1 rRNA gene is annotated in these 217 nt (G+C 68.2%); it reads left to right on the forward strand.

Annotation, left to right across the window (positions count from 1 at the left end):
* The first annotated feature begins 81 nt into the window (after window positions 1–81).
* Window positions 82–198: ribosomal RNA gene (rrf, locus tag ACR9E3_RS32505) — 5S ribosomal RNA — on the forward strand.
* Window positions 199–217: the final 19 nt, after the last annotated feature.

Raw genomic sequence — 217 nt, forward strand, 5'->3', positions numbered from 1 at the left:
TGTTCGCGTCCACTGTGCATATCCCAACGACCACACACCCCACCCCACACGGGCCCCGGCCCGGTGGGGGTGGTGGGGTGTTCCGGTGGTCACAGCGGAGGGGAAACGCCCGGACCCATCCCGAACCCGGAAGCTAAGCCCTCCAGCGCCGATGGTACTGCGACCGCCAGGTCGTGGGAGAGTAGGACACCGCCGGAACACCCGACCACCCCCACAA

The sequence above is a fragment of the Actinomycetospora sp. C-140 genome (genome assembly GCF_054796175.1).